Origin of the sequence: Streptomyces sp. NPDC047028 (assembly GCF_040644095.1) — a bacterium.
Lineage (GTDB): Bacteria > Actinomycetota > Actinomycetes > Streptomycetales > Streptomycetaceae > Streptomyces.
The window spans coordinates 1-1012 of sequence record NZ_JBEYVS010000140.1 but is presented as its reverse complement, the minus strand read 5'-3'; the positions used below and the strand labels follow the sequence as shown (position 1 = coordinate 1012).

1 protein-coding gene is annotated in these 1012 nt (G+C 65.4%); it reads left to right on the top strand.

Going from position 1 to position 1012, the window contains the following annotated elements; genetic code table 11:
• A partial coding sequence (locus ABZ854_RS37310) for an alpha-amylase family glycosyl hydrolase (protein WP_361220528.1) occupies positions 1–1012 on the top strand: 1012 nt, incomplete at both ends.

Sequence of the window (1012 nt, the reverse complement as noted above, 5' to 3'; positions counted from 1 at the left end):
TGCCGGAGTTCGGAGACCTCGCCGACTTCGTGGAGTTCGTGGACGCCGCCCACCAGCGCGGCATGCGCGTCATCATCGACTTCGTCATGAACCACACCAGCGACCAGCACCCGTGGTTCCAGGAGTCACGCACCAACCCCGACGGGCCTTACGGCGACTACTACATGTGGGCCGACGACGACAAGCAGTACCAGGACGCGCGGATCATCTTCGTCGACACCGAGGCCTCCAACTGGACGTTCGATCCCGTCCGGGGCCAGTACTTCTTCCACCGCTTCTTCTCGCACCAGCCGGACCTGAACTACGAGAACCCGGCGGTGCAGGAGGAGATCCTGGCGGCGCTGAAGTTCTGGCTGGACCTTGGCATCGACGGATTCCGGCTGGACGCCGTCCCCTATCTCTACTCGGCCGAGGGCACCAACTGCGAGAACCTCCCCGCCACGCACGAGTTCCTCAAACGCGTGCGCCGCGAGATCGACGCGATGTACCCGGACACGGTGCTGCTGGCGGAGGCCAACCAGTGGCCCGAGGACGTCGTCGACTACTTCGGGGACTACGCCTCCGGCGGCGACGAGTGCCACATGGCCTTCCACTTCCCCGTCATGCCGCGCATCTTCATGGCCGTACGCCGTGAATCGCGCTACCCGGTCTCCGAGATCCTGGCCAAGACACCGGCCATCCCCTCCAACTGCCAGTGGGGCATCTTCCTGCGCAACCACGACGAGCTGACCCTGGAGATGGTCACCGACGAGGAACGCGACTACATGTGGGCCGAATACGCGAAAGACCCGCGTATGCGCGCCAACATCGGCATCCGCCGCCGCCTCGCGCCCCTCCTCGACAACGACCGCAACCAGATCGAACTCTTCACCGCCCTGCTGCTCTCCCTGCCCGGCTCGCCGATCCTCTACTACGGCGACGAGATCGGCATGGGCGACAACATCTGGCTCGGCGACCGCGACGCCGTACGCACCCCCATGCAGTGGACACCCGACCGCAACGCCGGGTTCTC